Below are 24,502 nucleotides of genomic sequence, written 5' to 3'. Positions count from 1 at the left end.
TGTGGCGAGGTTCGTTATCGCTCTCTATAAAGCCCCATCCAGCCCCCAACAAAAAAGGCACTTGCCGCGAACGCCAAGTGCCTTCTCACACCACCTGAAACCCAATCACCGCGCCAACATAAACGTCTCATACTCCAGATCTTCCAGCGCCGACGACAACCGCGCCAGCCCCAGCAATACGCACACCAGCAACGACAACGTAAACCCGTAGCCGAAGAAACTGGGCCCCAGGTGCATGCTGAGCAGGGTCAGGGCTGCGTTGAGTACGGCAAACAGTACGCACAGTTCCAGGACCACGCGGCGTTTGTCGAGGTAGAAGAACACGTTGAGCAACGCCATGAAGACCACCTGGATGCTCACGCCGATCAAGTCGATGTAGAACAGTGGCAGGTAGTAGCTGGAGATGCCGATCCATTCCAGCAGGCGCGGGGCGAAGAGGAACAGCAGCACCACGGTCAGGCCTTGGACTTTGCAGATTTCCAGCAGGCCCTGGCGGATGGAGAGGGTCATCTCGGTTTTCAGCGAGCCGATGTGCTGCAAGGTCTCGCCATCGCGGATGGCACGGAACAAGCGGTCGTACCACTCGGCAAAGTCGGTCTCGATACGCACCAGGAAAACGGCCATGCCGGGGATGATCGCCAAGTAAGCGATGAAGATCGGCATGTCGTACAGGATCGAGGCGCGCAGCGGGCCTATGACTTCGTTGGAAGTGCCTGGGTTGAACCAGAACAGGATTTTGTCGACCCAGATGCCGAAGTTGTAGAAGAACCCGGTCACCAGCAGGCTGAGGAACACGTTGCGACGATTGAGAAAATCAAACGCAATCATTTTCTCGGCACGGTACTCGCGCAGGATGTCGTACAGGTACAGGAACAACAGGCTGCCGTGCCCGATCAGCAGCGCCAGCAACAGGCCGGGCATCTTCAGGAAGCTCAGCAGGTAGGCGCACGCGACCATCAGCGAGTAACCCACTACCATCACCAGCAGGATGCGGTTGTATTTCTTCATCCCCGACAGAAAGATGATCACCAGCCACAGGTTGCACAGCACCACGAAGTTCGACAGCACCAGCACGCGGTAGACCAGCGGTTGATCGAACAGCAGCGCCAGCACGATAACCCCCAGCACCCCGGCACCGACCGTCACCATCAACAATATGCCCAGCAGGTTGGGCAGGATCTGCTCGTAGTTGTGCTCGAACAACTGGTCGGACACGAAGCGGGTGAAGAACAACTGCAGGCCACCGGTCAGGATCAATGAGCTGGCCATCAGGTACGTCACCGTGACCAGAAACTGCCCCACCAATGAGTTGGGCAACAGCAGGCCCAGGCTGATGATGCCCACCAGCATTACGCTGATGATCGACAGCACCCACGGGCCGGAGCTGATCAGGCCTGCATACACATAGGCGTGCAAGGTGGCGGTGTAAGAGTCACGCGAGAGGATCTTGCGCAGTTCGAAGCCAATACCGGCCATTTAACTATTCTCCATGGCGGCCTGGTACAGGTCGCGGTAGCGCTGCAGCATCAGGGCTTCGGTGTAGTAACGGTTGACCCGCAGCAAGCCGGCGGCCTGTGCAGCCTGCCAGCGCTCGGGGCTGCGCAGTAGTTCCAGGATCGCGGCGGACGTCGCCTGTGGGTCGGCAATCGCCACCACCTTGCCCGCCACGCCCAGGTCGCGGTCTTCGGCGCTGCCGCCTTCGATCAGTTCGCGGCATGAGCCGACGTCGCTGCTGACGACCGGCGTACCGGCAGCCCAGGCTTCGAGGATCACCAAGGGTTGTGCTTCGCTGATCGAGGTCAGCACCATCAGGCCAAGCTTGGGCAAGATGTCCTGGATGCGCTGGAAACCCAGGAAGTGCACTTTGCCTTCAAGCCCCAGGCTCGCCATCAGGCTGCGGCATTCGCTCACGTATTCCGGGTCTTCTTCCTCGGGGCCGACAATCCAGCCTTCGGCATGCGGCATGGCGCTGATCACGCCGCGCATGGCACGCAGGAACGTTTTCACGTCCTTGATCGGCACCACGCGCCCGATCAACCCAACCACCGGTGCAATGCCCGGCTCACGGGTTTCCATGGCGCGGGACCACTGCGACAGGTCGATGCCATTGGCGATCAACGCCGTGCGGCTCGGATCGGCACCGTCCTTGATCTGACGCTGACGGTTGCCGTCATACAAGGCAATGATCTTGTCGGCGCTGTTGTAGGCCAGTTGGCCGATCCGTTCGAAGTAGCGCACCCACAGGGTACGGATATACCCCGAGCCTCCGTCGAGGCTGCGGTTGAGCGCCTGCCCGGAGGTTTCGGCAATCCAGGTGGCCTGGGCCAGATCGATCTTGCGCTCCTTGGTATAAATACCGTGTTCGCTCAGCAGGTAAGTGCATTTCCAGCGGTGCTTGAGGATGCAGCCCAGCAGCCCGGCGTAACCGGTGGAAATCGAGTGCAGCACCCGCGCGGGCGGCATCTTGCGCGAGGCCTCGGCGAGCATCAGCAACGGCGACTGCAACGAACGCAGCGTCCAGAAATAGTTGACGAAAGACGGGTCGGCGCAGTGCTGGCGGTAGCCTTCGCTGAGGGTTTCCCAACTGGCACGGCTGCGCAGTACATCATCCAGGGTCATATGGCCCTCGGCGATGCAATTGAGCAGGCGCTCACCCAGTTCCCGCTCGGGCGGGTCCGGGTGGTGCAAAAAGCGATACAGGTCGGCCAACTGCTGCGGGTCGGCATCGCGCGGCGTGCCACGGGTATCGGCGGGGTGCGTCGCGTCTTCGAGGAACACCTCTTCGATGTGCACCACGTTCACCGGCACTTCATAACGCCGCGAAGTGTACGCCGAGCGCTGACCACCGATGAACATCACCGAAAAAGTCAGCTCCGGCAGGCCGAGGATCATCTGGTGAATCCAGCTCGATACGCCGCCGCGCACGTAAGGCCAGGTGCCTTCCAGCAGCAGGCAGATGTCGGCCGTCGGGGTGGCTTCCTTATGATTCATTCCAGCTCCTCACCAACTCAGCAAAGGGTGGCCGCTGACGGGTTTCTTCCGGCAGCCTGGCGAGCAGCCCGGGGATTTCGTGATAGCGACCCGCTTCAAACGCCAGCTCGGCATGGAAAGGCAGTAACTGAGCCTCACCCAGACCGTTTCGCTCAGCCTCGTGCAAGAGGGCCTCGGCTCGCTCGTTTTCACCGCGCTCCAGGGCAATACGGCCGGCCAGCAGCAACAGCTCACCGCCCTCACCGGCCGCCAGACCTTGCTCGGCATGCTCGCTGGCCTGGTTCAGCACGTGCTCGAGCACACTGCCTTGGGCCAGGCCGAGGTAGGCCAATTCCCAATACCATCGCGCCAGCATGCTGTGCACCGGGCCGGCAGTTCGGGGGCTGACGCCGGCCAACTGTTCCAACGCCATCTGAATGTGCAGGTTGATGTCACTTTCCTGCTTGTCGAGCATCGAGTACGCCAGGAGACGCACGTCATCACTGGGGTCACCCAAGGCCAGCTTGAGGATGGGTACCGCGTCCTTGCCAGGCATGCGGCGAGTCGCCAGCAAAGCGGCCAGACGCTGATCGGGATCGGGCGCGTGGCGCAGCACGTCCTGCAAACCGCCATCGGCGAAAATCGGCGTGCGTGTCTGGGCCTGCGCACGGAACGGCAGGCTTGGGATCCCCACCGATCGCCACGCCTGCTGGTCGCGTTTACGCGGCAGGTACAGCGCCGGGAAGATCGACGCAACCACGCCCAGGGTGCCGATCACCGGCACAAAGAACGCCAGGCTGAAAATGAACAGTGGGCTCCACGGCAAAGGCGCCCGGTAGCGCGCCGGCAACAGCAACCATACGGCGCCGCACAGCATTAGGCAGGCCAAGCCATGGCTGAAGGTGAACACCAGCAGTTGGTGCATCTGCGGCGCATCGAGCCACAGACTGGCCCAACTGCCCGCCTCCAGCAGCACGGCGCCGCTAAACAGCCACTTGCTGATCATTCAGGCCACACTCGTTGTAAAGGAAGTTACGCAGCCCGTTGCGATCACAGTCAGGCTCCAGGTTGAAAGGCATGGCCCGCACACCCAGGCTGTCCAGGTCCGTGTCGATACCAAAGTGCTCGTGCAACAGCATGCCAATCCGCGCCAGGTAGCCTTCGGTACCTTCCGGGCTGGTCAACGGCAACAGCACCAGCAGCAGGCGATGTTCGCGGTTGTTGCGCACCGCCAGGTGCAAGTCCAGGCCACGTTGGCTGCGCTCCATCAGACGCGACAGTTCCTCGTTGGCGCGCGTCATCTCGAACGCGAACAACCCGGCGGGCAATGTGTGCTGTTCCACGTCCACCAACGACCGCTTGAGCTGCAACGAAAACTGCTGGGCGTGCGCATCGGGCAGGCTCAGCACTTGCGGATCGCGGCGCAACAGGTCGGCAATGTGGCCGGCCAGCAGCGACAAGAGGCTCAAGGTGCGGTCCTGGAACGCAAAGAACGGCATTTGCCGAACCGCCAGGATCGCCAGCAAGCGGCCTTCGGCATCGATCAACGGGATGCAGGCCTGCAGCGCGGAAAACTGCGCGGCGTTACCGGCGTCGATCAGTTCCTGGCGTACGCTCACCAGTTCGCCGCGTTCCAGGCATAGCCGGATCAAACCGTCATCGGTTTCCAGCGGCCCCATCACGCCGATCATCGCCAAGGCCTGGGGCAGTAGGTTTTTCTCGCTGTCGTCGACGCGGTACAAACCTGCCACGCGCAATGCACCGTATTGGCCGAGCATCGCCACGATCGGCTCGGCCAGCTCGCTCAATGCGTCGCCTTCGACCGGCATGCCGCGCAGTTTTTCACGCAGGCCCAGCAACGAGCTGCGCAGGCTCTGGTCACTGCCGGCCACGCGCTGCTCCAGCAGGTCATGGGACACCCGCAGGATCTGGTGGGCACGGGTGAATTCGTCGAGGCGGTACTGACGGTATTCGTTAGCCATCTGCAGACGCTCCAGGCGGCGCACCCACAGGTCGCGAACCTCACCCACCAGCATCCCGCACACCAGCACACCGACGATGAACGAGGGCTCAAGCTGGGTATAACCTGCATGCCCGGTGTAGCGCAGGGCAAACAGCGCCGCCACCAGCAGCACGGCGCTGAACAGGCCGCGCACAAAACCGTAACGCACACCCAACAGCAGTGGCGCCAGGATTGGCCAGGGGAAACCACCGTGCATTTGCAACGGGTCTTCGGGAGTCAGCCAGAAGCCGAGGCCAATGGCCAAGCCCGTTACCAGGAGTGTTTCCAGCCAAGACACCGGCCCGCTGGCGCGAGGCGCCAGGCTGTAATCCATGTGTGGAGAATTCATTGCGTTCACTCGAATCGAAGGGCGCCAACCAGTTTGTCGATTACCGTCTGAGCATTGCCCGCCAGGCTTTCACGGGACCAACCGGCGCGCGCGCCGCTTTTGCTCCAGAGCACACGACCACTGTTGGCGTCCAGCACACGCAGGCTGATGCCCACCGCCGGCTCGCCATCCAGGCCGTTCTTGTACTGCCACTCTTCGACGCTGCCGGCGATGACGTAATCGAGCTTTTGCTCACGTGCCCATTCCAGGGCACCGGTCAGGCGCTCGTTGTCGTCCATCAGCGCCTGCTCACCCTGGGTGCTGGTCGGATAAACACGCGGTTGCAGGCCATGGCTGCTGAGTACGCTGAGCAGGATCTGCTCGCTGCGCTCACCGGCTTGCGGGGTCTGCGAATAGTTGATCATCGGCACGATGCCCCACTGCGCGTTACGCGGCAGGTCAGGGCTGTTTTCACTGGTGAAGCTGGAGCAGCCGGCGACGAACAGCACTGTCAGGGCCAGGCTCAGGTTACGAATTGCTTGCATAGGTTTTTCTCCCGTAGATTCTGTAATCAGCGCCCGAAACGCACGCCGTAGCTCATGCCCAGTGTGCCGCCGGACTTGCCATCCGCGCCTTGTGGCGCAGATTGGTAGCCGAAGGTGAGGGCCAGTTCGTCATCACCCAGCACTTCGAAACCAATGCCCGTGTTGACGCCGTAGTTGAAGGTTTGGTCGGTCCACTGCCAGCCCGCCGTCATGTCCACCAGCCAGGTGTATTGCGGCTTGCTGCGCACCAGCGCACCGGGGATGCCGCGACGCCAGGACGTACCGACATAGAGTTGGCCGTAGCGGCTTTGCAGGAGGTCGCCCGACGGGATGGTCTGCAACTCGATCGGGTCACCCGGCTCAGGCGGCGCGACATCAGGCACTCGAATCGGGCCTTTGAAGTCGCTGGAGAGGTAATCCAGGTTGCGATCCTTCACGTTGTTCTTCTGGTAATCCACACCACTGCGCACCGTCCAGTTAGGCCCGGCGAATTCCAGCGTGTGGTTAAGCTCCAGCTTCAGCGCATGACCGCTGCCCAACGAGTCGCCGGCACGGGTCGAGAACGAGCGCTGCGCCACTTCCCAGCTCAACTGGTCCCGCGCAGTCAGGCCGTGACGGCCGCCGACCCAGGCGCGGTCCTGCTGGCCGAAAGCCCGCATCAGGCCGCTGTCGTCGCTCTTGCGATGCCAGTCCAGGCCGGTCTCGATCTGGTGGCTGTTGCCCAACTGCCACAGGCGCGACAGGCCCAGGCCGTTACGGTCGTCGTCCTTGCGTTGGCTGGTGTCGGCGAACAGCTTCCAGCTGCCGTTTTCCACCGCGCGCACCAAGGTCAGGGCCGCGTTGCTCTCGTCGCCGATGCGCGAAGAGATGACGTCGTCGCCTTTATAGTTGCCGTGTTCCATCTCGACATCGGCGTACCAGTTGTCACCCAGGTTATGGGCGATTTCCAGGCGCGGCGAGTCAAACGACAAGCCACCGAAATCCTGTTTCTGATACGACAGCAATGCGCCTTGCGGGGTGGCTTCGTGGATCTCCACCGCCTGGCGACGCAGTTGCTCGTTCACCGAATCCGGCTGGTCGTCGCCCAGTGCGGACAGGCTGGTGTCCAGTGCCTCGTTGGTACGCCCCAAACGGCTGAGCGCCTGTGCGCGCTGCGCCGGGTTCAGGTCGCTGCTGGCCAACAGGGTTTCGACCTGGGCTTTATTGCGGCTGCGCAAGGCTTCCTGGATCTGCTCGTAACGGTCGACCTTGAGCCCTTGGGTGCGCGCCCAGGCCAGCCAGTCGTCTTTCTGCGCTTGCTGGTTGGTCGCATCCAGGCGGGCCAGCAGGCGTTCGAACCACAGCTGTTTCATCGACGGCGAACCGTCTTTCCACTTCAGCAATTCTTGCTGGGCCTTCTGCGGCGAGTAGCTGCTCGACATCAAGCGCAGCCAGATCGCATAGCGTTGGGACGAGGGTTGCAGGTTGTCGGCCTCGGGGCTGCGCAGCAACTTCAAGCGCAGGCGCTGGGCGGCGTCCTGGTAGCCGGATGTGTCCAGTGCATCGGCATACGCGGCCTGCACCAGCCAGTCGTTCGGGCTGAGCTTGAGGTACATGCGATACCAGGCCAACGCCTCGGCATCGCGCCCCAACAGCTGGCTGGCGCTGGCGAACGGCAGCCAGAGCAGGCGGTCTGCCCGTGCATAGGCACGCCATTTGGCCAGCAGGAGTTTGAGTTTTGCCGTGTCGGCCTGGTCGACATACAGCCAGGTCAAACGCTCGCGGAACAGGTTGTCATCGGGGTAGCGCGACAAGCCCAGCAGATAGAGACGCTCGGCCTCGGAGGGGTCGCCCTGCTCCACCGCCAAGGCACCGCGTACCGCCAGGACCTGGGCTTGCTCGTAGGCCTGCGGGTATTGCCTGGCGTCTTCCAACAGGGTCACGACCTGATCCCACTCGTGCAGCTCCTGGGCCAGTTGCAGCGCCTCGACCAACCGTTGCGGATCCTGGGCGCGTTGCCAGCTGTCGACCATCAACTTCAAGGCACGCTGCGGGTCACGGGTGCGATAGAGGGTGATCAACTGGCTCTCGTCGCCACTGGTCAGCTTGCCGTTGAGGGACAGCAGTTTTTCCAGGGAGACGCGCAAGTCTTCGTCGCGCTCCAGGTCCCAGGCGAGCGCCGCACGGGTGCGCCAGTATTCCGGGTCATCGATGGATGAGTCGTCCGACTTGACCACTTCCCAGGCCGCCGGCTCATCAAACAGCTTCATTTGCGTGCTGGCCCAATCGACCAATTCGGCGGTGGTCAGCGTGTAGCGTTTTGCATAGTCCTTGTAGAGCTTGCCTTTGGCCGCGAACTGCCCGGTGTTTTCCAGGTTGTGCAGCAAGCGTGTCCAGGCCAGGCGATGGGCCGGGTACTTGCGCAGGTAGGTGCGCAGCCATGCCTCGGCTTCAGCCGGTGTACCACGGGATTCATGAGCGTAGATCAACGCATCCAGCTCGATGTCCGTGAGCGCACGCTGCTGCATGATGTCGGCAAGCAACGGGATCGAGCGGGCGAAGTCGAATTGCAGGCTGGCAAGGCGCCAGGCGTGCTCGCGGGTTTTCGGGTCCTCCTTGAGTTTGAGCAAGCGAATCCAGTAATCCAGCGCGGCTTCGTTATCACCGCGCCACTCACCGAGCTTGGCCATTTGCCCCAGCAACTCGGTGTCATCCGGGTAATCGATGACCAGCTCCTGACCGGTTTCCCACGCACCCGCCAGATCATTGATAGACAGGCGCACCTGGAATTCTTTGACCAGGATTTTGCGGTTGCCAGGCTCCAGGTCATGCCACTGCCGGAGCACGCGCTGGGCCAGGTCGAACTGCCTGGTCGCAACGGCGATATCCACGCCTTGCTCCAGCCACGCCACGTCGGTTTGCGGGTTCGTCAGCCGGGGCAGCTCGTCAGCCAACACTTGCGCGGCCTGCTCGTCACGGCCGGCCGAGAGCAGGCTGTTGAACGCAAGTTGCGCGTACTCCCGTCGTTCGGCCGGTTGTTGGGCGTCACGCTTGAGTTGCAGATAGATGTCTGCCGCGTGCGCAGGCTGCTCACCCGCCAAGTACCACTGCGCGGCTGATTTGAGCGCCTCGGTGCGCTGCGCCGAGTCACGCCCTGCGATCTCTTCGAAGACACTGGCGGCAAACGCCGGCGCCTGCAGGGTCAACGCCAGCTTCGCCAGGCTTTGCAGCTGGGCCACCGGCAGCTTGCGATGATCGAAGCTTTGCAGACGCTCGACCAACGCATGCTGCGCAATCAGGTCGTTGCCACTGGCTGCGATCAGCGCGTCCAGCTCCAGGCGATAGTAGGCCTGGATCTCCGGCTGCGGCTTGGGCCAGGCGTCCACGTGTTGGCGCGCCTTGGTGTAGTCACCCAGGCGAATCAGCAAGTCGACCAATTGCAAACGCAAATGGTCGTCATCCGGGTGCGCCGTCAGCAACAGCTCGGCATAGTTGGCCGACACGGCGTCGGGTTCGCGCCCGTCGGGCTGGAACACTTCTTCACGCTGGAAGGTTGCCCACAGCAGGCCACCCACGGCGACAGCGACCACCGCCAGTGCCCATGGGTTGAGCAGGCGGCTGCTTTTAGTTGCAGAGGAGTTGACCATTACTCACCTGCTTCATGGGAAGTTGAAAAGTCCAAAGGCCAGCCGAAGCCTTGCCAGCGAATCGTTGCCCATCGACTTCCACGCGGCAGGCGGTTGCCGAGCGTACGGTGAAGGTCAGGTCGAACTGACCGGCGAAGGAAAAGCTCACGCGCCGATCGTCCAGGTAACGCCAATCGAGCAACGGCACGTTGGCCTCCTCCAGCGCAGGGCGGGGATCTCTGTCCGCACGCAATGCGAGCAATGCCTTGTCGCTGCTCAGGGCCACATAGCGCCCTTGCGGCAAGTCACGTACACCCGCGACACCTTGGGATTGGAGCAAGTCCGGCCAGCCCATTTGTGCATCCAGGCGCACGGTACGCAGAGCGTCCATCCCGCGAATCTGCCAGGCGCCGTCCGCCGTTCGGGCCAGGCTCGACTGGTAAAGACCATGCAGACGGTCGACGTAGTCGCTCATCCACAACGACATCGGCTGTTGCTCGCGCAAGTAGCCGTAGATCTCGTGCATGGCCTTGATCGAGGCTTGCTTGGTGCTGGAATAGAAGTGGTAGTAGAGGTGCAGCCCGCGCAGGCGACGCGGACTGTCGGTCAGTTCGAACGTCTCGATCAACTCACGGAAGCCGTAGTACGGGCCTTTCCACAGGTTGGTGTAGAGGTTTTCGTTGATGATCGGCGCGTAGTACTGCAACCCCCCAGGCGTCGGCCGCAGCAACGGGTTCAACCCGGTCAGGGACGGGTTGGCCTTGGTCATGATGGTTTCGGCGCCGTTGACGTTTTTCAAGCCCGCGTCATAGGCCAGCTTGATGGTGCTGGCGGATGGCAGCGCATCGCCTGGCCAGAACACCATCTTCACCGGCTTCTGTGGCGTAGTCAGGTTCTGATTGATGTAATCGCGCGAGCCAAAAATCTCCCGACGAAAATCGATTTTTTCGTAGCCAGCGATTTTCATGTTCAAACCGTATTCCGGGTTGAAATTTTCGCGCTTCTCGACCTTATCCGGCTGCATGAAAAACGGATGGCTGTAGGTGTGCGTGGCCACTTCGACTTTAGGGTTGGCGAAGATCTCGCGGGCAATCGGCTCCAGCTCGCGGGCCAGGAAGGGGAACGCGCCACGCGGCGAGATCTCGCCCTCGATGATCGACACCGACGTCAGGAACGGGTTGGGCTTGATGTAGTCGTCCAGGGTATGACGACCTGCATAGGGAGTGCCGCGCACTTCGGCGCGGGAGGGAAATCCGTCGCCATCGATATGCACGGTCGCGATGCGCCGGCCATTTTCGGTGGTGGTGTCCGGCCGAGGTTGCGCCGGCAGACGCAAGCTGGCCTGAAGGAACGCGAAAGGGTCGAGAATCCAGCGGCTACGCTCGTTGTTGATTTCGAGCAGGTAAGGCGCCAGCGCAAGTCCCCCCCATTTACCGACCACCACCGGGTTGAAAACGGCGCCATTGACACCGCTCAAGGACAACGCCGGGGTTGGGCCGTTGGGCAATACGCGGACCGCTGCCAGGTCACGGGAGCGAGGCACCACCGGTGCCTCGAATGCGCCCAGCAGGGCCTTGTCCTGATGGGTGATGGTCAACACCTGAGTGGCGGGCGGCGCATCCAACTTGAGGCCCAGGCGCTTGAGCAACAACTTGTCTTCAACCGGCAGACCACTGAAAAACACCACTGGTACCTGCTCGTCCAGACGGGCATTGATAAAGCGATTGAACGCCGATGCATCCTGCGGCGGGCCGCTGGTCATCCAGGTGACCACGCCCGCGTACAAGCCACTGAAACCGTAGAGCGGCAGGTCACTGTCGGCGGGCAGGTAATCGACTCGGTAACCGAGGTACTCCAACAAACCACCCAGGTTGCTATGGCCAGCGGAATCTTCCAGTGCACCTTCACGCGGGTCGTAGATCATCGCGATACGGCGCGGCTGGACCTCGATGCTGCTGATGCCCAGGGTGTTGAGGTCCGGGGTACTGATGTAGGGAATGAACCCCTCTTCGCGCAGACGCTTGGCGAGCGTGCGCGCCTCCTCACGACGCTCGGGTGGCAAGTAGTCGATGGCCACCAGCGGCACGCCCTTGGCGCGCAGCGGTTGCAGGTGGGTTTCGAGCCACTGGCGATCGGACTCGGACACCGGACGATAGCGTTTGGCGGAAGCATCCCAACCGGCATGGATCGACTCGACCGCCACGGCGGCGGCAACGCCGTCCAGCTCAGGCAACACTTCGAAACCACGGTTGAAGAACAGCTTCAGGTTCGGCTGACGCTTGTGCAGCTCACGCAGCAAGCTGGCCAGGCCGACGCGCTGGTTCTCGCGCGAAGCCTCGGGCATCAGTTGGAAACTGTCGAGGGTGTCGAGGAACAGACCCGCATAGCCTTGCGCTTCCAGAGCCTTGGCACGTCCGAACAGATGCTCGCGCCAGACCGGCGACGTGAGATCCATCACCTGGCTGTTCCAGGCGTGATTACGCACAGGGGAAACCGCGTTGCTCAACCCGGCTTTCTCGACCTCAGCCTTATTGCCGTCAAACTCACCGATGGACAGGTAGGCAAATGGCTGGCTGCCCAACGCCCGCAAGGTTTTCACATCGCCAGGGGTCATGTGGCCCGGTTCGACCACGGCCCAGTCGAACTGCGCCAGTTCCGGCAGCGGTGGTTGCTCGGCGTACCAGAAAGCCACGCTGTTCGGTTGAGCCAAGGCAGCAGCGTGCACAGTCGGCCCGCCGACGAATAAGGCAAAAGCAGCCAACAGCCGCTCAGCGATCGCGCGGATACGCGTCCTGCGGAAAACGATTTCCATAATTCACTCTTGAAGATGACTGAGCCAATACTGCGTAGACGTCGGGCGAAGTGACCGACGAACTACAAGCTGCGCAACAGCTGCGCCAAACCCTGGCCAATGGAGGTCGGTTGCGGGAGTGCAAAGCGCTCCAACAGACGGGCGTTATTCGCGCGCGAATGACGGATGTCGCCTTGACGTGAAGCCTGGTACGTCACGTTCAACGCAGTACCGGTGGCACGGCCCAGCTCAGCGATCAGGTCGTTGAGACTGGTCGAACGGCTGAGCCCTACGTTGATGGCTTCAGGTGCCGGTTCGCGGGTCTCCACCGCCTGGACGAGGATGCTCACCAGGTCCTGCACGTAGACGAAGTCGCGGGTTTGCTCACCGTCACCAAAGACGGTAATCGGCTTACCTGCCAGCGCACGCTCGGTGAAGATGCTGATCACGCCGGAGTACGGCGAAGACGGATCCTGGCGTGGGCCGAAGATATTGAAAAAGCGGAAGATCACTGGCTCCAGGCCGTGCTCGCGACGGTAGAAGTCCAGGTAGTACTCACTGGCCAACTTGTCGCTGGCATAAGGCGTCAGTGGCGACTTGGGCGTGTCTTCGGCGATGGCCGTGCCTTCGCCGTTGTTGCCGTAGGTAGCCGCGCTGGAGGCAAACACCACACGCGCCACACCGGCCTTGAGCATGCTTTGGCACACGTTGAGAGTGCCGACGAAATTGGCCTGGTGAGTGGCGACAGGATCGTCTACCGAGGCCTGCACCGACGCAACCGCAGCCAGATGCACGACTGCGCTGCAATCAACCATGGCTTGCTCGACCACGGCGCTGTCGGCGACATCGCCAACCAGCAGTTCCAGATCAGGATTACCGGCGGGCAGGTTAGCCACCTTACCGGTCGACAAGTTGTCCAATACGCGAATCTTGTAGCCTTTGCCCAGCAACGCATCTACCAGATGTGAACCAATAAAACCTGCACCACCGGTGACCAGAATTCGTCCTACAGCCATGAAGTTTACTTCCTAGAGACTCGAGCGCAGGCACCGACAAACGAGCCTGCTAATTAAAGGTGACAGTGTTTTAGGGCTACCCTGACCAACGTCGCCTGGCCATCCGAGTCCAAGCCGCCTTATCCCTGAATCTTGAAGAACCACAGCATGGGACGAATGCGCGTTACTAATGTCACTTTAATGGCTTAGAGCCATCAACATCGCGGGAATCATGGTGGATCCAAAAGAGACTGTCAACAAATTGTCTAAGATGCCGCCAAACGGCAAATCCGAGTCAAACTTGCCACTTATTTGACGCTACTAATAGGGCGCAGTCTTTTTTTCACCCTTTCAGGTATCACGTCTACTTCACCCATATTCGTGGCCCAGGCTGGGTGGTCGAGACGACTTGCGTGACGATTGCTGGCTCCTACTTCTTGGGCGGCTACACGGTGTTGGGCGATGAAAGCTGGCAGTTCCTGCCCGGTTTTTCAGCGTTGGGCAGTGCTGAGGCGCGACTGCCTGCGCAGGTACACCATTTGCGCCGTCACGCCGATCACCAGCGCCAGCGCAATGCCCGCCTGCGCACCCAGCAGCACCGGCGATTTCAGGTCAGTGACGAAGGGGTGACCATCGGGAACGCGGCGCAACGTCTCGGACACGGTGGGCACCATCAGGAAAAAAGCCGTCAGGCTCAGCAAGATCGTCTCCACATACACCCGGGCTCGCCCCAGCCAGGCCACGCGCCCTACCCCATAGCCCGCCAACAGCAGCGCAATCGTAATGATGCCGATGGCGTTGCTGACGGGCTGATGCGCGACCAGGAACACGGTGAGGCCACCGATCATCATCGACACGAAATACAACAACCCCGGCACTGACCGAGGCACGATACGGCCATGCCGGATAAACATGTAGGCGGCCAGTGGAATGGCCGGCAGGCTGCCGAGGGTGTGCAGCCAGCCGAGAGCGGAGATTCCGAACATAGTGGGGTTCCCATGTGGTTGGATGATGTGCAAAAACGGTCAGCGCGGGAAAGGCTCATCCCGATGGCGCCGGCGCGCTATGATCTCGGCGGTCAGCTTAGTGAGGGCGGGGTCGAACCGACATGATGAATCCCTTGGAAAACTTGATCATTCATCCGCAATTGCAGCTGGAAGGGCTGGCCAAGGGCGACCTGCTGTCCCAGGTACTGGCGCAGATCCGCCTGACGGGTGATCGGGTTTATTCCTGCACACTGACGGAGGCACAGCCCCTCACGCTGGATGAAAGAAGCGCGCACATCTGCGTGCTCCAGCACGGCCGGTTGCATCTCTACGTTGCTGATCAGCCTCCCGTAGCGCTGGAGCAAGGCGATGTGATCCTGCTGCCCCACGTTCCAACGGGCATCACGCTGACCGCCCTGAATGGGCCGGCAACCGTAGTCATCTGCCGTTTCTGGTTCGACGCGAGCAGTTTCCAGGCCATGCTGTTCGCCCTGCCTCGGCTGATCCACATCCAGCAAGCCGACGCCGCCGCATGGGCGGAAGGCATTCTGCATTTCATGTTGCTCGAAGCCCACGACACGCAACCGGGCGGGGCATTAATGATTTCGCGCCTGATCGACCTGGTGGTGATTCGCATCCTGCGCACCTGGGTGCACCAGGGCGCCGCTTCCGGATGGTTGGGTGGGTTGTCGGACGCGCGTATCGCCCGCGTGCTGAAAGCCATTCACGAAACACCGGGCAGGCAATGGCGCATCGACAACCTGGCTGAGGTGGCGGGCATGTCGCGGTCGAATTTCTGCGAACGGTTCAGCGCCCTGGTCGGCCGCTCGCCGCTTCGGTATCAGAATGAATGGCGGCTGACCCTGGCGAAAACCATGCTGGCCAAACAGGACGGCCGCATCGGAGAAGTGGGTTTTGCAATTGGCTATGAATCCGAAGCGGCGTTCAGTCGCGCCTATAAAGCTTTTTTCGGCCGCTCGCCTAGGGATGACAACGCCCGGCCGGGCTAGGCCGGGACGTGTGTATCAGTGCCCGGCGCTTTGCCCGCCGTCGACATGCAGAATCTCGCCGGTCACAAAACCGGCGGTTTCCAGGTAGACGATTGCCTGGGCGATGTCACTCACTTCCCCCATGTGCCCGACCGGGTGCAATTGCCCGAGCGCCGCGTGGGTTTCTTCGCCGTGCATCGGCGTCTTGATGATGCCCGGGCTCACTGCGTTCACACGGATTCCACGCTTGGCGTATTCAATCGCCAACGATTTGGTTGCCGAATTCAAGCCGCCTTTGGTGAGGTTGGCGAGTACCGACGGCACGCCATCAATGGCGTGGTCAGCCAGGCTGGTGGTGACGTTGACGATGTGGCCGGCGCGGTTCTTTTCCATCTCGGCAATCGCGAGTTGAGTGATGTAGAAGAAGCCATGGAGGTTCACCGCAAGCACGTTGGCGTAGTCCGCCTGGGTGTAGGCGGTGAAGGGTTTGGCGATGAAGATGCCAGCGTTGTTGATCAGGCTGTCGATGCGCCCGAAGATGGCCAGGGTGTCGCGGATGATGCGCAGGCTGACAAAGGGCATGGCGAGGACTCCAGTGGCCGACCATCGGGGTGATGGGCGAGCAGTGGGGCCAATTTAGGCTTGCGCTGGAAGGGGATAAAGGTGGGCCCGGTTACTTCATTAGTGATCCGATGTAACAAGTCCGCCTTGCATAGACGGGCATAAAAAAACCCCGAACCAGTCGGGGTTTTTTCGCCTGACACTCAGGCGCGACACAGGATCAATTAAAAAACGTTGATCGGGTAGTCGGCGAACAGACGGATTTCGTTACCGCCTACGTTGTAGTTGCTGGCGTTGTTGGAAACGCGCAACCAGGACGCACGCGCACGCAGGCTCAGGTCTTTGGCCGGGCCGCTCTGGACCACGTACTTGAACTGGTTCCAGATTTCACGCTCGGTGCCGTCGCCGCGGTTGGTACCGTCGTCGATGTTGGTACCCCGTACGTAGGCAACGTTGTAGGTCAGGCCCGGCACGCCGAAGGTGGCGAAATCGATGCCGTAGCCCACTTGCCACGAACGTTCGTCCTTGCCGTTGAAGTCGGACCAGTAGGAGTTGGCCAGCAGGATGGTGTTGCCACCGTCGCCGATGCCGCCAGCATTGCGGTAGCCGCCGTACAGGTAGCCGGTGTCGCCGGTGCTGCGCTGGTGAGCCACGGTGAAGCTGTGCGGGCCAACGGCCCAGGTCGCGCCCAGGCTCCAGATTTTGTTGTCGCGAGCATCTTCACTGCCTTGGTTTTCCAGGGCGAAGCTCTTGTCCAGCTTGGTTTTGTAGCCGTTGAAGTCAAAAGTCAGCGACTGCTTCTCTGGCAGGGCCAGCACGTAGTTGACGTTGACGTATTGCTTCTTCAGCACGTCCTGCATGTCGGAGGCATACAGCGCGGCGGACAGGCTTTCGGTGAATTTGTAGCTACCGCCGATGTAGTCGATGCTTTTCAGGCGACCGCTGTCGGTGCCTTCCATGCTCTTGCGCGCTTCTTTGGTGAAGTGACCCGCGTCCAGTTGCAGACCGGCGATCTCTTTGGAAACGATCGAGGTACCGGTGTAGGTTTCCGACAACAGACGGGAGTTGTCGTACTGCAGCACAGGCACGGCCGGGAACTGATCACCGTACTTGAGCACGGTGTTGGAAACGCGGAACTTGACGGCAGCGCCGCCCTTGGCCAGGTCGTGTGGTGCCGAGCCAGGGTTGTCGGCAGTGCCATTACCCGGTTTGAAGAAGTCGATACCGCCCGCGCCGGCGCGACCTTTACCACCGTCCAGGCGGATAGCGTATTGGCCGATCACGTCCACACCCACACCGACGGTGCCCTGGGTGAAACCGGACTCCAGCTTGCCGATGAAGCCTTGGCCCCACTCGGCTTTGTCTTGCTTGCCGTTTTTGTAGTCGCGGCTGATGTAGGCGTTACGTGCGGCGATGTTCAGGTGGCTGTCTTCGATAAAACCCTTGGACTGGTCCTGGTCGTTTGCCATTGCTGTCGATGCGCTCAAAATCCCCAGAGCGATCAGACTCATCCGTTGCTTCAACATTTTCTTGTATTCCTTATTCCTGGTTGAGTACGCGCTGTGACACCAGGCTCCGTAATGCTTTTTCTGGTGTCGACTGAATCCGGAAAAAAGAAGGCCCGCGGACGACTGAACATGCCGCGGGCCTTTTTTATTGGATGAGTCATGGCGGTTAGCCACAGGCGTTGGGCGCAATCCTAGTCGCGCCCGGAACTATGTGTCAATTTCGCGAATCGTCTGTATTTAGGCGAAATAATTCTAAGCCAGGGCTTACAGCCACATCGAAAGCGACAAAAAACCGCAGCCGAAACGACAAAAAACACATCTCGTAACACATTTCAAAGCCAATACGTTTGGCAATGGATAACGCGCGCAAATGCAAAGCATTACCATTAAAGCGCTGCTTTTCTCCCAAACCATTCGGATACGTTCCTTAATGCCTGCCCTTCGCCTGACGCCCATCACCCTTGGGCTTTCCGTTCTGCTGTCTGCCGGTTTTGCCTGCGCGGCCACCACGTTGCCCGAAACCTCGATCAGCGCCGAAGCTGACGAAGACGACCCACGCGTCAAGGAAACCAGCACCGCCACCCGCACCGCCACGCCGGTGCGTTATGTGCCCCAGGCCATCGACTCGGTAAAGACCGAAAGCCTTCGCGCCTACGGCACCAATGACCTGGGCCAGGCGTTGAGCGGCATTCCCAACGTCAGCAGCGGCGCCGATACGCGCTTCGACAGCCTACGCATCCGGGGTTTCGACGCGAGCAATGACTTCTACCTGGATGGCATCCGCGATGACAGCCAGTACGTGCGCGACCTGCATAACATCGAGCGCATCGAAGTGCTCAAGGGGCCGGCAGCCGTACTCTACGGGCGAGGCGGTCAGGGAGGGATCGTCAACCGTGTGAGCAAACTGCCTGGCGCCGGCCACAAGTCGAGTATCGAGGCCCAAGGCGGCAGCAACGATTTGCGCAGTCTGTATGCCGACCTCAGCACCGACCCCACCGATGACATCAGCCTGCGCCTGAACATGGGCAACCAGGACAACAACAGCTGGCGCGATGGCGTCAGCGGCAATCGCCAGCTGTTTGCACCGTCCATGAGCTGGCAGCTCACGCCGGACCTGAATTGGCTGGTGCAATACGAATACAGCCGCTACAACCGCACGCCGGACCGTGGCGTTCCCGGGGTCAACGGCCGGCCGGCGGATGTGAGCCGCAGCACCACTTACTTCGACAGCCGCGACTACATCGACGACAAATCCCAGTCCCTGCGCTCCAGGCTGGCCTATGAGCTCAACGACAACTGGCAACTGCGCCAGACCCTGGGCGTATTCAAGCTCGACAGCGATTTCGACAACACCTACCAGACCGCCTACGTGCCTGCGACCAACAGCGTGACACGCCAGCGCTGGCAGCAAGACCTGACCACGCGGAACCTCTTCAACAACGTCGAACTGGAAGGCGGCTTCAGCACCTTCGGCCTGGAGCATCGTTTGCTCACCGGCCTCGAGCTGAGCAGCCAGCGCCGCGATCCCAAGCTCTACACCGCCACCGCCGTCAGCCGTGGTGGCCAGGCCGTGCCGAGCCTGGACCTCAACCAGCCCAACCGCCACCTGAGCCATAACGGGCGGATGAGCGTGTCGAGCAACAACCACACCGAAGTGGAAAGTCGTGCGGTTTATGTACAAGACCAACTGCGCCTGAATGATCAATGGCAGCTCCTGGCCGGCCTGCGCTACGACCGTTTCGAAGTGGACACCAGGAACAAAATCCTCAACACCCAACAGGCCGTCGACAGCCACAGCACCAGCCCGCGCTTTGGCGTGGTCTGGACGCCGCTGGAACATCACTCGTTCTATGCCTCGTGGAGCAAGACGTTCTCCCCGGCCGGTGGCGGCCTGATCGGCATCACCCCTAACGCCGCCGGCAGCGTCAACGACCTGAGCCCTGAGCTGACCAAACAGAAGGAAATCGGGGTCAAGAGCGATTGGCTCGACGACCGCCTGAGCACCACCTTGGCGGTGTACGAACTGGAGCTCTACAACCGCCGCACCAGCGACCCGCTGGACCGCACCATCACCCTGCTCAGCGGCTTGCAACGCTCACGCGGCGTGGAGCTGACCGCCACCGGCAAGATCGTCGGCAATTGGTACGTTCGCGGGGGAATCGGCCTGCAGGACGCCACGGTCGTGAAGGACAACAACGGCTTTGAAGGCAAGCGCGTCAGTGATGTGGCCAAGCGCAACGGCAGCCTGTTCATCACCTGGAAACCCGAGATGGGCTGGTACGCCGAAACCGGTTTGACGCTGGTGGGGGATCGTTACGCCGACAGTCTCAACACCGTGGTGCTGCCGGGTTATGGCCGTTGGGATGCCTTGGCGGGGTTCCGCCAGAAAGAATGGGACGTGAGGGCGGCGCTGAACAATATCGCGGACAAAACCTACTATGCGTCGGCGACCAGCGTGGCGCAGATCCAGCCGGGAGAACCGCGCAGCGTGGTGGTGACTGGGACCTACAGTTTCTGAATCGAATACATCCAAAGGGTGTAGGAAGGGGCTTGCCCCCTCCCACATTTGTGCTCGGTGTTACTCAGTTTTTCAGCAGGTCGCACAACACGTGCACTTCATCCTCGCTGAACAGGCCTGCCGGGTAGCGTTCATTCATCACGCTGCGCAAGTCAGGCTGGCGCCTGATCCGTCGCGAGCCGTTTTCCTTCAACCAGAGCGCCAGTGCGGGAATCGCGTCGCCGCTGACCCGCAAGGGGTGGGCCGCACGCGTGTACATCAGGTTGATATCGGCATTCATTTCAGCGCTCTCTCCTACTGCGTGAGCGGCTAACTTACTCAAGGTTTATGACAGAACTGCGCAGTCATCACCTTGGGCCACTGTGACAGCACCGATACAAGAGCTATGCCAATGTCTCGTGTTTATAGGTATTCGGACACAAAAAAGCCCGCGACCTTGCTGGGCCGCGGGCTTGCTGTGGGCACCGGAACCGGTTGCGCCCGGCTTATCGCCTCGATGCTGTTACAACTGCACTCACTCTTTGTGCGGTGCCGGCTGCTGCTGTGTCAGACAGTGGATATTACCGCCACCCAGTAACAGTTCGCGGCCCGGCACCATCACCACTTCGTGCTGCGGGAACAGGTCCTGCAGGATCGCCTTGGCCTGGCTGTCCAGCGGGTCGTCGAAGCTTGGGGCGATGATGCCACCGTTGACGATCAGGAAGTTCACGTAGGAACCGGCCAAACGCACCGACGGATTCCGCTCCTGGGAGCCGTCAACCGGGTCGACACCGGCGCATTCTTCCTCCGTGGCGTACAGCGGCCCGGGAATCGGCATTTTATGCACTATGAACGAGCGACCCTGGGCGTCGGTGCTGCTTTGCAGCACGTCCATTGCGGCGTGGCAGCGCGCGTAGTTCGGGTCTTGTTCGTCATCGGTCCAGGCCAGCAACACTTCGCCCGGGCGCACGTAGCAGCAGAAGTTATCCACATGGCCGTCGGTTTCGTCGTTGAACAGGCCATCCGGCAACCAGATGATCTTATCCACAGCCAGGTTGGCGCTCAGCACCGCTTCGATCTCGGCCCGGCCCAGGTGCGGGTTGCGATTGCGGTTGAGCAGGCATTCTTCGGTGGTGATCAGGGTGCCTTCGCCGTCGACATGGATCGAACCGCCTTCCAGCACAAAACCTTCGGTGCGGTAGCGCGGTGCGCGTTCGATCTCGAGGATCTTGCCGCCAACCTGGGAATCGCGGTTCCACGGCGCATACAGGCCACCGTCAAAACCGCCCCAGGCGTTGAAGTCCCAGTTCACGCCGCGCACTTCGCCGCTGTTGTTGATCACGAAGGTCGGGCCGGTGTCGCGCACCCAGGCGTCATCGCTGGACATCTCCACCACGCGGATATTCGGCACATCCAGGCGTGCGCGGGCGTTTTCGTACTGGCCGGCAGATACGGCAACGGTCACCGGTTCAAAGCGTGCGATCGCCTTGGCCACGGCCACATGGGCAGCCTGCGCCGGCTTGCCGCCCAGGCGCCAGTTGTCCGGGCGCTCGGGCCAGATCATCCAGGTTTGCGTCTGTGGCGCCCATTCGGCAGGCATGTAGAAGCCATCGGCGCGAGGGGTGCTGTGCAGGGTGGTCATGGCGATCAGGACTCCGAATGGGGTAAAGGCCGACTTTATAACGGATAAAAATCGGCTTTAAAAGCGACAAAAGATCATAGCTGATGAGTATGACAGTAGTTAACCGATAACAATCGATTAATCACACCTGCTCATCCAGCACCTTCGACAGCATGTCGACAAAGAAGTCCACGCTGCGCCTCGACGTGACCATCGGCGGCTTGATCTTGAGAATGTTCAGATAGTCGCCGGTAGGCTGCATGAAAATCCCCAACTCCCGCAGGCGATCACACAGCAAAGTGGTTTCTTCGGTGGCGGGCTCCAGGGTTTGCCGGTTACGTACCAATTCCAGGCCGAGGTAAAATCCGGAACCGTGGACGGCGCCAACCAACGGATGGCGCTCGATCAGAGCTTCCAGGCGTGCCTTGAAATGCGCGCCAACCACCTGGGCGTTTTCCCACAGTTTTTCTTCTTCCATCACATCCAACACGGCCATGCCGATGCGGCAACTGACCGGGCTGCCCCCCGACGACGAGAAGAAGTAGCCCTCAGCCTCCAGCGCCTCGGCGATTTCACGCCGGGTGATGACCGCACCCAGGGGCTGGCCGTTGCCCATGCCCTTGGCCATGGTGATGATATCGGGCACCACACCCTGCTCTTCAAAGCCCCAGAAGAAATGCCCCATGCGGCCGTAACCCACCTGCACCTCATCAGCGATGCACACGCCGCCCTGGGCGCGGACAAGCTCATACACCCGCTGCAAATAGCCCGGCGGCAACGAGATGCCGCCGGCATTGCCGTACACCGGTTCACAGATGAAACCGGCCAGCTGGCGTTGGCTCGCGGCGATTTTCGCCAGGTTGTGCTCCACACTTCGTACGTAATCGGGCGCACTGTCCTGCCCGCGAAACTCGCCGCGATAGGTATTCGGTGCGGTCACCGGGTGCACCCAGTCCGGGCGGCTGCTCAAGGCCTGGGGGTTGTCAGCAATCGAGGTGGACACCGCATCCGCCGCCACCGACCAGCCGTGGTACGCCTCCAGCACGCTGAGCATGTCGCGCCCGCCGCTGTAGGCCCAGGCCAGGCGTATCGCCAAGTCATTGGCCTCGGTGCCGCTGTTGACCAGGAACACCCGGTCCATGCCTTCTGGTGCCAGCGCGAGCAAGCGCTCGGAAAACTCGGCAATCGCCGCGTAATGAAACCGCGAGTTGGTGTTGAGCAACGACCACTGCCGCGCCGCCACCGCCGCCATGCGCGGGTGGCCATGGCCAAGCACCGCCACGTTGTTGAGCATGTCCAGGTAGGAACGACCCTGCATGTCGATCAGGTGGTTGCGCCAGCCACGCTCGATGCGCGGCGGATCGACGTAATAGTGCTTTTGCGAACGGGCGAAACTGGCGTCGCGGCGGGCCAGCAGGGCCTTGGGGTCCAGCTCGGGCTCGGCGTCGCAAGCCAGCCCCAGCAGCGCGGCCGGCGATGGGCAAAGCGCTTGCCACGCCGCTGCCCGGGACGGTGCGCAGAATAGCGGTGCGGGCAAGTCAACACGGCAAAGCTGCACTGTCAGCGGGCCCTCGGCCTCACCGATCACCTGGCCCTTGAGCACCGCAGCCCCCGGCTGCAACAGCGGCTTTACACCCCATAGCCGCACGGTCGCTTCGCTGTTATGCACATGAAGTTCATCATTGGCTCCTCGTCGTACCACACCGGCAAACGGCGCTTCGACGGAAGTCCCCGATGGCACGTGCAGCTCAACGTGCAACGCAAACGTCTCCGGCTCGGTCGCACTGTCGGGCCGGGTACGCGACAAACGGTATTGCCCATAGCGGCTCGCCGCCAGCCCATGTACCGCCGCCGCATCCTGCAACAGGCGTTGATCGATGCCGGCTTGCTCCCAGTTGCCCGCCTCGAAATGCGGGCTGAGCACACCCAGGTCGATCAGCGCGAACTCGCGGCCTACCAACCCCGGCAACAAGGGCGCAAAACCTTGGCTGAGGATGGGTGCGGGTGCCTGGCCAACACGGCTGAGAATCGCCGCTTCCATCAGCTCAAACGGCACCGAGGTCGCTACATGGAAGATTTCCCACTCATGCTCGGCGTTTTTCAGCAGGTAACTGTTATGCGGATCCAGCCGTTGTTGCTGCTCGCTGCTCAAGACCAGCACCGCCGCCCGGGCGACGATCAGCGGCCATAACGCCTGTAATTCTGCGGGTTGCAAGGGCGTCACCGCATGACAAGCCTGGATTGCCGGCAAAATCGCAAAGGGATCGCCCTCGGCATGGTGCAGCAGGGCGGCGCAGGTCACCGACAGGTCGGCAATGCGCCAGGTGTGCACCAGATCGCCAAAATCGATCACGCCCTGAAGTTGCCAGTGGCGTTGCGCATCACGCTGCCACACCACATTGTCGTCGGTGATATCCATGTGCACGGCTTGCCTCGGCAGGTGGTCGGCCAGGGAGCGCATGCGGTTCCGGACCTGCTCAGCCACTTGTTCCAGTGCTTCGCGGTGGGGCAAATCTTCCAGGGTGGCCAGTAGATGCTTGATCAATTCCAGGGCATGGCGCGGGTCCCATTGCAACGTACGCTCCAGGCCCGGATGTTCGAACGACGCCAGCGCCTGGCTCATCCGACCGCACAGATCGCCGAAGCCTGCGATCACCCTGTGCCCCAAATGCGCTTGATGGGTCAACGGCTGGCCGTCGATGTAATCCAGCACCCGCACATGCAAGGTTTGGCCGTCGAGGGTCAGGGTCAGCAGTTCCTCACCGGTCAGAGCCTTGATGACCCTGGGTGCGCGCACAGCCTGCAGGGTGTTGAGCGCCGCGTGCTGGGCCTGAAGCTCAACGGCAGCGTAGTCGCCCCGGCAGATTTTCAGAACGAACCGGCCACGGGCACTGTCAACTTTGTAGTTGAGATCCTGCTGGCTGCCCAATGACTGCAAGGTGCCCGTGAGGCCGTAATGCTGCTCGAGCAGTTGAGCCGCCTGATCGGGGCTTACTTGCGGGCAGGGTAGACTGGCGCGATGGATCAGGGTGGCGAGCAGCATGGGGGTGGCCTCGGTTTTTTAGGGGTGTATATCGCCATTGTTCAGGGGGCTTGCGCAACCC

15 protein-coding genes and 1 pseudogene are annotated in these 24,502 nt (G+C 61.4%); 2 read left to right on the top strand and 14 right to left on the bottom strand.

Features of this window, described 5'->3' with window-relative positions; all coding sequences use genetic code 11:
* Positions 1 to 105 precede the first annotated feature (105 nt).
* From pelG to BM026_RS10395, 9 genes are all read right to left on the bottom strand, one after another.
* On the bottom strand, positions 106 to 1,476 hold the full coding sequence (gene pelG, locus BM026_RS10435; RefSeq protein WP_092248456.1) for an exopolysaccharide Pel transporter PelG: 1,371 nt from the start codon (positions 1,474 to 1,476) through the stop codon (positions 106 to 108).
* The gene (pelF, locus tag BM026_RS10430) at positions 1,477 to 2,991 is read right to left on the bottom strand and encodes a GT4 family glycosyltransferase PelF (RefSeq protein ID WP_092248458.1); all 1,515 of its coding nucleotides are present in this window, start codon (positions 2,989 to 2,991) and stop codon (positions 1,477 to 1,479) included.
* Positions 2,981 to 3,976, bottom strand: coding sequence for a HEAT repeat domain-containing protein (locus BM026_RS10425; protein ID WP_071492456.1), 996 nt, complete (start codon positions 3,974 to 3,976; stop codon positions 2,981 to 2,983). Before BM026_RS10425 ends, pelF begins: the two co-directional genes overlap by 11 nt.
* Complete coding sequence (locus tag BM026_RS10420) at positions 3,954 to 5,321, bottom strand: PelD GGDEF domain-containing protein (RefSeq protein WP_256575512.1); 1,368 nt, start codon at positions 5,319 to 5,321, stop codon at positions 3,954 to 3,956. The genes BM026_RS10425 and BM026_RS10420 overlap by 23 nt, the downstream gene beginning before the upstream one ends.
* 5 nt (positions 5,322 to 5,326) lie before the next feature.
* Entirely contained in the window at positions 5,327 to 5,845 is a 519-nt protein-coding gene (locus BM026_RS10415; protein ID WP_071492458.1) for a penicillin-binding protein activator LpoB, read from the bottom strand.
* 26 nt (positions 5,846 to 5,871) lie between these two features.
* Positions 5,872 to 9,471 (bottom strand): tetratricopeptide repeat protein, encoded by a 3,600-nt coding sequence (locus BM026_RS10410; protein ID WP_093528420.1) that lies wholly within the window; start codon positions 9,469 to 9,471, stop codon positions 5,872 to 5,874.
* Positions 9,449 to 12,262 (bottom strand): bifunctional glycoside hydrolase/polysaccharide deacetylase family protein, encoded by a 2,814-nt coding sequence (locus BM026_RS10405; RefSeq protein ID WP_093528417.1) that lies wholly within the window; start codon positions 12,260 to 12,262, stop codon positions 9,449 to 9,451. The genes BM026_RS10410 and BM026_RS10405 overlap by 23 nt, the downstream gene beginning before the upstream one ends.
* A gap of 62 nt (positions 12,263 to 12,324) precedes the next feature.
* Positions 12,325 to 13,257: an SDR family NAD(P)-dependent oxidoreductase gene (locus BM026_RS10400; protein ID WP_092248467.1), complete on the bottom strand. Its 933-nt coding sequence runs from the start codon at positions 13,255 to 13,257 to the stop codon at positions 12,325 to 12,327.
* 470 nt (positions 13,258 to 13,727) lie between these two features.
* Positions 13,728 to 14,222 (bottom strand): hypothetical protein, encoded by a 495-nt coding sequence (locus BM026_RS10395; protein ID WP_071492462.1) that lies wholly within the window; start codon positions 14,220 to 14,222, stop codon positions 13,728 to 13,730.
* Positions 14,223 to 14,344: 122 nt separating this feature from the next.
* Here BM026_RS10395 and BM026_RS10390 point away from each other — a divergent pair, with 122 nt between their 5' ends.
* On the top strand, positions 14,345 to 15,232 hold the full coding sequence (locus tag BM026_RS10390; RefSeq protein WP_093528414.1) for an AraC family transcriptional regulator: 888 nt from the start codon (positions 14,345 to 14,347) through the stop codon (positions 15,230 to 15,232).
* A gap of 15 nt (positions 15,233 to 15,247) precedes the next feature.
* On the opposite strand, the pseudogene BM026_RS10385 reads toward BM026_RS10390, so the two are convergent.
* Positions 15,248 to 15,766 (bottom strand): annotated as a pseudogene (locus BM026_RS10385) (SDR family NAD(P)-dependent oxidoreductase); the annotation flags it as partial.
* A 230-nt stretch (positions 15,767 to 15,996) separates the two neighbouring features.
* The gene (locus BM026_RS10380) at positions 15,997 to 17,298 is read right to left on the bottom strand and encodes an OprD family porin (RefSeq protein WP_071492465.1); all 1,302 of its coding nucleotides are present in this window, start codon (positions 17,296 to 17,298) and stop codon (positions 15,997 to 15,999) included.
* 412 nt (positions 17,299 to 17,710) lie between these two features.
* On the opposite strand from BM026_RS10380, the gene BM026_RS10375 reads away from it, so the two are divergent.
* Positions 17,711 to 19,798, top strand: a complete 2,088-nt coding sequence (locus tag BM026_RS10375) for a TonB-dependent receptor (RefSeq protein ID WP_093528411.1) — start codon at positions 17,711 to 17,713, stop codon at positions 19,796 to 19,798.
* Between the two features lie 64 nt (positions 19,799 to 19,862).
* Here the strand turns inward: BM026_RS10375 and BM026_RS10370 are convergent, their stop codons facing one another.
* The 3 genes from BM026_RS10370 to BM026_RS10360 all read right to left on the bottom strand — a co-directional run bounded on the left by BM026_RS10370 (position 19,863) and on the right by BM026_RS10360 (position 24,441).
* The gene (locus BM026_RS10370) at positions 19,863 to 20,078 is read right to left on the bottom strand and encodes a hypothetical protein (RefSeq protein WP_071492466.1); all 216 of its coding nucleotides are present in this window, start codon (positions 20,076 to 20,078) and stop codon (positions 19,863 to 19,865) included.
* A gap of 234 nt (positions 20,079 to 20,312) precedes the next feature.
* Positions 20,313 to 21,419, bottom strand: a complete 1,107-nt coding sequence (gene aguA / locus BM026_RS10365; protein ID WP_071492467.1) for an agmatine deiminase — start codon at positions 21,417 to 21,419, stop codon at positions 20,313 to 20,315.
* A 121-nt stretch (positions 21,420 to 21,540) separates the two neighbouring features.
* Entirely contained in the window at positions 21,541 to 24,441 is a 2,901-nt protein-coding gene (locus tag BM026_RS10360; RefSeq protein ID WP_092248482.1) for an aminotransferase, read from the bottom strand.
* Positions 24,442 to 24,502 lie beyond the last annotated feature (61 nt).

The sequence above is a fragment of the Pseudomonas sp. NFPP24 genome, assembly GCF_900112095.1.
Classification (GTDB): Bacteria; Pseudomonadota; Gammaproteobacteria; order Pseudomonadales; family Pseudomonadaceae; genus Aquipseudomonas; species Aquipseudomonas extremorientalis.
This window is presented reverse-complemented; position numbering and strand designations above follow the sequence as displayed.

Coding starts and splice junctions, on each gene's coding strand:
- pelG (WP_092248456.1), bottom strand. CDS start 1,476: ATGGCCGGTATTGGCTTCGAACTGCGCAAGATCCTCTCGCGTGACTCT.
- pelF (WP_092248458.1), bottom strand. CDS start 2,991: ATGAATCATAAGGAAGCCACCCCGACGGCCGACATCTGCCTGCTGCTG.
- BM026_RS10425 (WP_071492456.1), bottom strand. CDS start 3,976: ATGATCAGCAAGTGGCTGTTTAGCGGCGCCGTGCTGCTGGAGGCGGGC.
- BM026_RS10420 (WP_256575512.1), bottom strand. CDS start 5,321: ATGAATTCTCCACACATGGATTACAGCCTGGCGCCTCGCGCCAGCGGG.
- BM026_RS10415 (WP_071492458.1), bottom strand. CDS start 5,845: ATGCAAGCAATTCGTAACCTGAGCCTGGCCCTGACAGTGCTGTTCGTC.
- BM026_RS10410 (WP_093528420.1), bottom strand. CDS start 9,471: ATGGTCAACTCCTCTGCAACTAAAAGCAGCCGCCTGCTCAACCCATGG.
- BM026_RS10405 (WP_093528417.1), bottom strand. CDS start 12,262: ATGGAAATCGTTTTCCGCAGGACGCGTATCCGCGCGATCGCTGAGCGG.
- BM026_RS10400 (WP_092248467.1), bottom strand. CDS start 13,257: ATGGCTGTAGGACGAATTCTGGTCACCGGTGGTGCAGGTTTTATTGGT.
- BM026_RS10395 (WP_071492462.1), bottom strand. CDS start 14,222: ATGTTCGGAATCTCCGCTCTCGGCTGGCTGCACACCCTCGGCAGCCTG.
- BM026_RS10390 (WP_093528414.1), top strand. CDS start 14,345: ATGATGAATCCCTTGGAAAACTTGATCATTCATCCGCAATTGCAGCTG.
- BM026_RS10380 (WP_071492465.1), bottom strand. CDS start 17,298: ATGTTGAAGCAACGGATGAGTCTGATCGCTCTGGGGATTTTGAGCGCA.
- BM026_RS10375 (WP_093528411.1), top strand. CDS start 17,711: ATGCCTGCCCTTCGCCTGACGCCCATCACCCTTGGGCTTTCCGTTCTG.
- BM026_RS10370 (WP_071492466.1), bottom strand. CDS start 20,078: ATGAATGCCGATATCAACCTGATGTACACGCGTGCGGCCCACCCCTTG.
- aguA (WP_071492467.1), bottom strand. CDS start 21,419: ATGACCACCCTGCACAGCACCCCTCGCGCCGATGGCTTCTACATGCCT.
- BM026_RS10360 (WP_092248482.1), bottom strand. CDS start 24,441: ATGCTGCTCGCCACCCTGATCCATCGCGCCAGTCTACCCTGCCCGCAA.